Origin of the sequence: Curtobacterium sp. B18, assembly GCF_000333375.1 — a bacterium.
Classification (GTDB): Bacteria; Actinomycetota; Actinomycetes; order Actinomycetales; family Microbacteriaceae; genus Curtobacterium.
Genome location: NZ_BACZ01000665.1, coordinates 1 through 7,943 on the forward strand (window position 1 = coordinate 1; position 7,943 = coordinate 7,943).

At 71.8% G+C, this 7,943-nt stretch carries 9 protein-coding genes and 2 pseudogenes; 1 reads left to right on the top strand and 10 read right to left on the bottom strand.

Annotation, left to right across the window (positions count from 1 at the left end; all coding sequences use genetic code 11):
* Window positions 1-437: pseudogene (locus tag I5E_RS17850) on the bottom strand (hypothetical protein); the annotation flags it as partial.
* 334 nt (window positions 438-771) lie between these two features.
* On the opposite strand from I5E_RS17850, the gene I5E_RS25740 reads away from it, so the two are divergent.
* Window positions 772-1,221, top strand: coding sequence for a DUF4383 domain-containing protein (locus I5E_RS25740; protein WP_187290541.1), 450 nt, complete (start codon window positions 772-774; stop codon window positions 1,219-1,221).
* A gap of 187 nt (window positions 1,222-1,408) precedes the next feature.
* Here the strand turns inward: I5E_RS25740 and I5E_RS17860 are convergent, their stop codons facing one another.
* The 9 genes and pseudogenes from I5E_RS17860 to I5E_RS26600 form a co-directional block, all read right to left on the bottom strand.
* Window positions 1,409-2,719, bottom strand: a complete 1,311-nt coding sequence (locus tag I5E_RS17860) for an ATP-dependent DNA helicase (protein WP_022908189.1) — start codon at window positions 2,717-2,719, stop codon at window positions 1,409-1,411.
* The gene (locus tag I5E_RS17865; RefSeq protein ID WP_022908190.1) at window positions 2,716-4,659 is read right to left on the bottom strand and encodes a cytochrome c oxidase assembly protein; all 1,944 of its coding nucleotides are present in this window, start codon (window positions 4,657-4,659) and stop codon (window positions 2,716-2,718) included. Before I5E_RS17865 ends, I5E_RS17860 begins: the two co-directional genes overlap by 4 nt.
* Window positions 4,660-4,806: 147 nt before the next feature.
* A complete protein-coding gene (locus tag I5E_RS17870; protein WP_022908191.1) occupies window positions 4,807-5,094 on the bottom strand; it encodes an HU family DNA-binding protein in 288 nt (95 codons plus the stop codon).
* 288 nt (window positions 5,095-5,382) lie between these two features.
* Complete coding sequence (gene rpsN, locus I5E_RS17875) at window positions 5,383-5,688, bottom strand: 30S ribosomal protein S14 (RefSeq protein WP_022908192.1); 306 nt, start codon at window positions 5,686-5,688, stop codon at window positions 5,383-5,385.
* 2 nt (window positions 5,689-5,690) lie between these two features.
* Window positions 5,691-5,861 (bottom strand): 50S ribosomal protein L33, encoded by a 171-nt coding sequence (gene rpmG / locus I5E_RS17880; RefSeq protein WP_022908193.1) that lies wholly within the window; start codon window positions 5,859-5,861, stop codon window positions 5,691-5,693.
* Window positions 5,861-6,097: a 50S ribosomal protein L28 gene (gene rpmB / locus I5E_RS17885; RefSeq protein ID WP_022903747.1), complete on the bottom strand. Its 237-nt coding sequence runs from the start codon at window positions 6,095-6,097 to the stop codon at window positions 5,861-5,863. Before rpmB ends, rpmG begins: the two co-directional genes overlap by 1 nt.
* A 449-nt stretch (window positions 6,098-6,546) precedes the next feature.
* Window positions 6,547-7,242: an alpha/beta fold hydrolase gene (locus tag I5E_RS17890; RefSeq protein ID WP_022908194.1), complete on the bottom strand. Its 696-nt coding sequence runs from the start codon at window positions 7,240-7,242 to the stop codon at window positions 6,547-6,549.
* Between the two features lie 10 nt (window positions 7,243-7,252).
* A complete protein-coding gene (locus tag I5E_RS17895; protein WP_022908195.1) occupies window positions 7,253-7,678 on the bottom strand; it encodes a Fur family transcriptional regulator in 426 nt (141 codons plus the stop codon).
* Window positions 7,675-7,943, bottom strand: a pseudogene (locus tag I5E_RS26600) (metal ABC transporter permease); the annotation flags it as partial. The gene I5E_RS17895 and the pseudogene I5E_RS26600, both read right to left, overlap by 4 nt.

Consider the following 7,943-nt stretch of genomic DNA (forward strand, 5'->3'; position numbering starts at 1 on the left):
ACGACCGTCTGGTTCGCGACGAACACCGCGTAGGCGGCGCCCACGACCACGGCGAGCGGGCCGAACCGACGCGGGGTGACCATCAGGACGCCGAAGAGTGCGCAGAGGGCGATGGTGGCGTGGCCGGACGGGAACGAGTTCGGCGTCGTGGACTCGGCGATCTCCGGGCGCTCGGCGATACGCTTGACGAGCGTCGAGGTGGCTGCCGAGGCGAGCACGACGACACCGGCTCCGAGCCCCACCGCGAGCCGGCGCCGGGCGAGTGCGACGGCGGCGATCACGACCACGAGCAACAGGATCACCGGTACCGAGATGACGTTCAGGGCAGTGTCCGACGAGAACAGGTCGGATTCCCGGACCCCGCCGAGTGCGGCGTCCTCGACCCGCTGCCCCACCGGCGTCAACACCGCCACCGCGTAGACGAGAGGCACGATCACGAACCCCAGAGCCGACAACAGTCCCCACCGCACCCTCCGTGAGACGCTCGGTCCACGCGACTCGGGTGCGCTGCGTTCGGGCGTTCGGGTCACCGGGCTGGTCCTCCTCGGGGTGCTGGTCGTCGGTGTCGTCGCACGCCTGGTCACGCGCGTGCGATTCGGACGGTCGGGGTCCGACACGATACCGTTGGGACGCCGGTCGGAGCCTGGGAACCGCGGGGCAGCGACCTTCGGATCCGGGAACGTGTCGACCGGTCGCGCGCGGTCGAACGCACCGGCGCGCATCGCCGGACCGGCGGACACGACGCCGGTTGCGTACGAGGAGGAAACCGAAGTGGCCATCAAGGAACCGAGCATCACCGCTTCCCCGAACCGCGGTCTCGCGCTCACCGTGGGGGCGTTGCTCTTCGTCTGGGGCATCCTCGGGTTCTTCTTCGCCGCCGACGGCGACCCGGGCTTCTTCAGCCGCAAGGGCGGCATGCTCTGGAACGCGTTCGGGGTGAACCCGCCGCTCGCGCTCCTGTGGGTGCTGCTCGCCGCCGTGCTGCTCATCGTCGGGCTCGGCAACACCGTCGGGTCGCGCAACGCGAACGTCCTGGTGGGCGTCGTGCTCGTCGTGCTCGCGGTGTACGGCTTCGTGTTCGTGAACACCTCGGCGAACGTGTTCGCACTCAACACCACGGACAACGTCTTCCACGCGATCGTCGGCGTGGTCCTCCTGCTCACGGCGTTCGGCGCCGACAAGGAGAACCTCCGCGCACTCCGGGCCGCCGCCCGGGGCTGACCCTCGCGTCCTGGACGCCCCGCCCGCCCGTCGTGGCCGGCGGGGCGTCGTGCGTCCGGGGCGCGGCCGATGCGTCGTCCGGACGGCGGCGCAGGCCGGGCCGGGCCGCATCGGGCCGCGGCACGCCGGACCGTACAGTGCCGGCCCGGGCCGGGCCACGCCGCGTCGCGTCGCGCCGGACCGGGGGTCAGTCGGCGTCGTCGGGGGCCGGGGCCGCCTCGAGCTCCGTCGCCACGACCCGGGGCGCCTCGGACATGAAGCGCCGGACGTCGAGGTCCACGATGATGTCCTGCGGCCGCAGCGGCCGGGTGAGGTACAGGCCCTCGAGCGACGTCAGCCGCGACAGCGCGACGTACGTCTGGCCGGCGCTGAAGACCCGGTTGCCGAGGTCGACCACCGCGCGGTCGTAGGTGCTGCCCTGCGACTTGTGGATGGTCACCGCCCAGGCGAGGCGCAGCGGGAACTGCTGGAACTCCCCCACGGTGTCCTTCTTGAGTTCCTTCTTGTCGGGGTCGTACGAGTACTTGAACTTCTCCCAGACCGACGGCTGGACCTCGAACGACTCCCCGTCGACGTCGACCCACACCGTGTCGCGGATCGTCTGCACGACGCCGAGGGTCCCGTTCACCCACCGCTGGTCGGGGTCGTTCCGGAGGAACATCACGTGCGCGCCGGGCTTCAGCTCGAGGGCTTCGTCGGCGGGGAAGTTCCGGCCGCCGAAGTCCCCGTTCACGTCGGCGCGTGCCGTCCGCACCTTGCCGGGCAGCCGGTCGAGCGCGGCCTTGTTGATGCGCGCCACGGTGTCGTTCCGGGTCGCCAGGGTGATGGCGTCGTCCGGGACGGTCCGTGCACCCGCGGCGTTGAGCTGCCCGGCCACGTCGGCCGTCACGCGCCCGTGGCGGACGGCGGTCAGCATCGCGGCGAAGGCGTCGTCGCGCTGCCGGTGCACCGTCGCGAGCTCGACGATGTGGAGCTCGGCCTCGAGCCACACCTTGGCGTCGAAGAACCACATCGAACGGTAGTGGTCGGTGAAGTACGCGCGCTCGTCGCCGTCGCCCGGCACCGGCGGCAGCTGGTACGGGTCGCCGAACATGACGACCTGCACGCCGCCGAACGCCTCGAACTGGCGCCCGCGGGCCTTCCGCAGCGACCGGTCCATCGCGTCGAGCAGGTCGGCGTTCACCATCGAGACCTCGTCGATCACGAGGGTGTCGATCGTGTTGAGGAGCTTGCGGGTGTCCGGCCCCTGCCGGAGGTCGGCGTCGGCGATGAGCCCGATCGGCAGCCGGAAGAGCGAGTGGATCGTCTGGCCGCCGACGTTCAGCGCGGCGACCCCGGTCGGCGCGCAGATGACGACCTGCTTCTCGGTGTTCCACGACAGGTGGTTCAGCAGCGTCGACTTACCGGTGCCCGCCCGACCGGTGATGAACACGTGGTCGCGGGTGTGCTCGATGTACTCGAAGACGGCGCGCTGCTCGGCGCTGAGCTCGACGCTCATCGCGCCGACACCGGGTCACCCGGACCGACGGTGCGCGTGGAGTCGGCGGTCGCGCCCCGCTGGCCCGTTCGCACACGGACGAGTCCGACGGCGACGACGGTCACGACGACCGCGATGCCGGCGACCACGAGCACCGTGCCGGCGCGGGCCTGGTCGACGAGCGGATCCGGCCCCCACGTGCGCCCCATCGCACCGAACCAGGACGCCTGCAGGAGCCCGAGCGGTCCGCGCATCGCGATGCCGAGCGAGACGAGCCCGGCGGCCACCACGACCGCCCCGGCGATCCGGACCGCGAGCGCCGACGGCGACGCCGCCCGCGCCCCGGCGGCGACCGGCGTGAGGAGGGTGGGCACGGCGAGGAGCCCCACGAGCAGGAACCCGACGTCGATCACGGTCCGCCCCGTCGGGTCGCTGATCGACCACCGGAGCGCGTCGGTCGCGAAGAACGCCCACCACGCGGCGGCGAGGAACAGGAACGCCGGGAAGGGCTGCACGAGGTACCGCACCGCCGGGTTGTCGACGAGGACCCCGGTCCACTCGCGGACACCCGTGCTGTCGTCGTCACGTGGGTGCACGGCCCGGCGGATGAGCTGCACCGGCGCGGCCGCCCAGACGAGCGCCGGCACGACGAGCCCGAGCAGCACGTGCGAGCCGACGTTCGCGGACACGAGGAAGCGGTCGTAGGTGTGGAGCGCACCGGACGTCGCGACGACGAGCGCGACGATCGCGATGCCCGCCGCGACGGTCCGGCGGACCGGCCAGCGCACGCCCGCTCGACGCAGGCGGACGACGCCGGCCGCGTACGCCGCGGCGAGCAGCACGGCCGCCATCAGCCAGAACAGGTCGATGTTCCACGCCGTCAGCCACCCCCAGGCACCCGGTGCGTGCGGCAGGGGGTCGTCGGTGAGCAGCTCGGCCGGCGACGGGTTCGTGGTCTTGCTCAGGGCGACCTGGTCGACCGGGGTCGCGGTCCGGCCGAGCGCAGCGGCGAACCCGCTGGCGACGCCCATGACGGCGAGCTCGGCGACGACGAGGAGCCAGAACGGACCGCGACGTCCGGGTGCGGCGACGAGGGAGCGGATCGTCCGCTGACGCTGCACGGCGCCGAAGACCCCGATCGCGACGATGGCCGCGATCTTGACGAGCACCAGCACCCCGTAGGGGGTGAACAGGTTCGCGAGCACCCCGACGCGGATCTGCGCGGTCGCCACACCGGAGACGGCCACGAGCACGAAGCACCCGAGCGCGATGCTCGAGTACCGGCCGACGACGACCGGCAGACGGTCCCCGTCGATCACGGGACGCAGCAGCGCGAGCATGACGAGACCGCCCACCCAGAGCGCGGCACCGACGAGGTGGAGGCCCAGGGCGGTCACCGCGGCGTCGTGGCTCGCGGTCCCGGCAGCGTGCCCCTGCTGGGCGAGCGGGAGCAGGCCGATCATGGCGACGCCCGCGGTGAGGGCGACCATGCCCCGTGCGCGCACGGCGAAGCAGAGCACCGTGACCGCCGCCGCGACGAGGACCGTGACGAGCCAGGCGAGGCCGAGCTCGGTCCCGGTGAGGAACACCCCCATCGACTGCCCGAACTGCTCGTCGATGCTGATCGTCGAGCCGGCGACGCTGAGGAACGTGAAGAAGGTCGAGACGGCGGCGGCCACCGTCCAGACGCCCGCGGCACCGGCGGCGACGTCGATCGCCCGGTTCCACTCGGGCGCCGTGCGGGACAACCCGACGGTCGCGAGCGCGAGGCCACCGATCGTGGCGGCGGCGGCGAGGTCCACGACCATGCGGGCGATCGGCAGCCCGAACCGCACGACGGCACCGGGATCGGCGATGAGCGCGGCGTTCGCCCCGCCCCCGACGACCAGCGCGACGAGGAGGGACACGAACCCGACGAGCAGCAGCACGCCGGGGCCGGCGATGCGCGCGATCCGATCCACCCGTCAAGCCTAGGCGCTGGCCGACCCGGCCACGGAATCGAGCGAGCCGACCTGTGGGCGGCGATCCGCGCCTCCTGGCTGTGGAGGAGGACCCCGGGAACGACGAAAGGGACGACCGGAGTCGTCCCTTCCGTTCGCGGAGCGGTCTTACTTGACGGCAGCCTTGAGCTTCGAGCCGGCGCTGACCTTGACCGAGTCGCTCGCGGCGATCTCGATGGCCTCGCCCGTCTGCGGGTTGCGGCCGGTGCGGGCGGCGCGGTGGGTCTTCTCGAAGGCGATCCAGCCGGGGATCGTGACCTTGGTGCCGTCGGCGACCGAGCCGGAGACGACGGAGAAGAGCGCGTCGACGACGCCGTTGACGGTGGCCTGGCTCTGGCCGGACTCAGCGGCGACGGCAGCGACGAGCTCGGTGCGGTTCAGGGACTTGTCAGCCATGGATGTCCTCCTCGGACTTCTTGCAGTATCGGTCGGACGACTTCTCGTCCGGCGCCCGGAGCGGGTGCTCCGTGCCACGGTGCCGGCGGGCGTGAGACCCTGCGGAACCGGAGTCGAACGTACCAGCCACCCGAGGCGAAATCTGCCGACTCGCCCGGATTTCCGGGGTTGTCGGGCTCCTGACGGGGCGAATGTGACCGATGTGACGAAGATGTCCCCCGAAACGACCCGGGAACGGCGAACGCCCCGCCACCACACGGGTGTCGGGGCGTTCGCGGAAGCAGGTGCTTACCAGGAGCTCTTCGTGATGCCCGGCAGCTCGCCACGGTGGGCCATGTCGCGGAAGCGGACACGGCTGATGCCGAACTCACCGAGGTGGCCACGGGGGCGACCGTCGATGGCGTCGCGGTTGCGGTAGCGGACCGGCGACGCGTCGCGCGGGAGCTTCTGCAGACCGACGCGAGCGGCCTCACGCGACTCGTCGGTGCCGTTCGGGTCCACGAGGGCCTTCTTCAGCTCGAGACGACGCTCGGCGTAGCGCGCGATGATCTCGGCGCGCTGGTTGTTCTTCGCGATCTTGCTCTTCTTCGCCATGCTTAGCGCTCCTCACGGAAGTCGACGTGCTTGCGGATCACCGGGTCGTACTTCTTGAGCACGAGACGGTCCGGGTTGTTGCGACGGTTCTTCTTGGTCACGTAGGTGAACCCGGTGCCCGCCGTCGAGCGGAGCTTGATGATCGGACGAACGTCCTGACCCTTCTTGGCCATCAGATCTTCTCCCCACGGGCGAGGAGATCCTTGACCACGGACTCGATGCCGCGTGCGTCGATCACCTTGATGCCCTTCGCGCTGAGCGTGAGCGTGACGTTACGACGAAGCGAGGGCACGTAGTACGTCTTCTTCTGCACGTTCGGGTCGAAGCGACGCTTCGTCCGGCGGTGCGAGTGCGAGATGTTGTGTCCGAAGCCGGGGGTGGCTCCGGTCACCTGGCACACTGCTGCCATGGTTTCCTCCTGAGGTACCGTGCGACCGGACGGCCGCACCCAAGTTCACTTGCCTGGCGCGCACGCGCTCGGTCGCGAGGCGACGGAACGAGGGGGTTGTGCGCACCGCCCAGGCCTGCGGTCCCTGTCGAAGGGGCCGTTGACACCGCGCGACCGCGGCGTTCGCGACGGTCTGAGGGCTTGGAACAACTGGGTTCGCCACGCGGACGCGGAGAACCAAGGGTCAACAGTACGCGACGACCGGGCGTGTCGCAAACCGCCGCAGCTGCGAGGGTCGGCCTGGAGGCACGCCCCACCCCCGGCGGGCGCGTTCGTGAGCAGGAATGGTCGGATCACGGTCGGCCAGCCGACACCTTCTGCTCACCAAGTGAGCGGGACGGGGGCGGGCGCGCGCGGCGCGGCACGCGGGCGCGGGCGGGCGGGCGCGGGCGCGGGCGCGGGCGCCCGCGCTACGGCGCCTCGGTCGGCCGCGGGGCCAGCGCCTGCACCATGAGCTCGCCGAGCTCCCGCGGCGCCGTGAACATCGGCCAGTGCCCCGTCTCGAGCCCGAGGATCGAGAGCTCCTCGGTCGCCACGAGCTCCGCCGCCCAGGCCTGGTGGTCCGCCACCATCGTCGCGAGGTCGGCCGCCGGGATCTCGCACGTGATCACCGTCGCCGGGATCGTGTGCCGCGCGGCGTCGGCGTAGTGGAAGCGGTCGGACGGCACCGCGGCGGGCTCGGGGATCGCCCGGTGCTCGAAGGCCGCGCGCAGTTCCGGCGTCATGCCGCGCACGGTCGCCGGCTCCCAGACGTCCCACGAGGGCAGCGGCACGACGCCGTCCACCACGGGCAGCTCGTCGTTGACGCAGCCGCCCTCGGGCCCCGGGAAGGTGTCGACGTAGAGCAGGTGCGCGACGAGCGACGGGCGGCGATCGGCGGCCATGTACGCGATCGGCCCGGCGCCGGAGTGCCCCGCCAGGACCACGGGCTCGTCCGGCGTGGCGACGTCGTCGAGCAGCTCGACCAGGGCGGCCACCTGCTCGTCGAGCGTGTCGCCGTCGCGGGTGACCGCCTCGACCGAGTGTCCCGCTGCTCGGAGCACCGGGGCCACCTCGTCCCAGGCGCTCGCGTCGAGCCAGAAGCCGGGCACCAGGATCACGTGCATGACGCGGACGCTACTCGCCGGCGTTCGCCGTGGTGCGCGCCGCCGTGCACACGGCGCACTCCCCGAAGATGTCCACCACGTGGCTGGCGTTCGTGAACCCGTTGGCCGCCGCGACCTCCTGCGCCCACCGCTCCACCGGGTCCGCCTCGATCTCGACCGTGCGGCCGCAGTTCCGGCAGATCAGGTGGTGGTGGTGCGCGTCGGTCGTGCACGCGCGGTACAGCGACTCACCGTCCTGCTGCAGCGAGTCCGCGTCCCCCTCGGTCGCCAGGTCGGAGAGCGCCCGGTAGACGGTGGCGAGTCCGATGGTGGAGCCGTCGTCCCGCAGGTGCTGGTGCAGCGCCTGCGCGCTGACGAACCCCTCGGTGCTCGACAGTGCGGTGCGCACCGCCTCGCGCTGCCACGTGTTCCGCTTCGGCTTCTGCACGGCGTTCATGCGGTCGCTCCTTCCTTCCGGCCGGCGGCGGACAGGGGGTCCGCGTCGTCGGCCCGGAGGCGCGGTGCGCCCCCGTCACGCTGGTCGCGGCGCACGATCCGGTCGCGTCCGCGCTTGTCCTTGCGTCCGCCGACGATCCGGCAGACCACCCAGATCACGAACGAGATGGTCGTGACGTACGGGCTGATGGGCAGGCCTCCGCCGAGGGCGAGCAGGATCCCGCCGACCACCGAGACGACGGCGAACACGGTCGACAGGATCGGCA

Bases quoted from the DNA above. Each gene is read 5' to 3' on its own strand.
- rpmB (WP_022903747.1), bottom strand. From the start codon at position 6,097: ATGGCAGCAGTGTGCCAGGTGACCGGAGCCACCCCCGGCTTCGGACAC.
- rpsN (WP_022908192.1), bottom strand. From the start codon at position 5,688: ATGGCGAAGAAGAGCAAGATCGCGAAGAACAACCAGCGCGCCGAGATC.
- I5E_RS17870 (WP_022908191.1), bottom strand. From the start codon at position 5,094: ATGGCTGACAAGTCCCTGAACCGCACCGAGCTCGTCGCTGCCGTCGCC.
- I5E_RS17895 (WP_022908195.1), bottom strand. From the start codon at position 7,678: ATGAACGCCGTGCAGAAGCCGAAGCGGAACACGTGGCAGCGCGAGGCG.
- I5E_RS17890 (WP_022908194.1), bottom strand. From the start codon at position 7,242: ATGCACGTGATCCTGGTGCCCGGCTTCTGGCTCGACGCGAGCGCCTGG.
- rpmG (WP_022908193.1), bottom strand. From the start codon at position 5,861: ATGGCCAAGAAGGGTCAGGACGTTCGTCCGATCATCAAGCTCCGCTCG.
- I5E_RS17860 (WP_022908189.1), bottom strand. From the start codon at position 2,719: ATGAGCGTCGAGCTCAGCGCCGAGCAGCGCGCCGTCTTCGAGTACATC.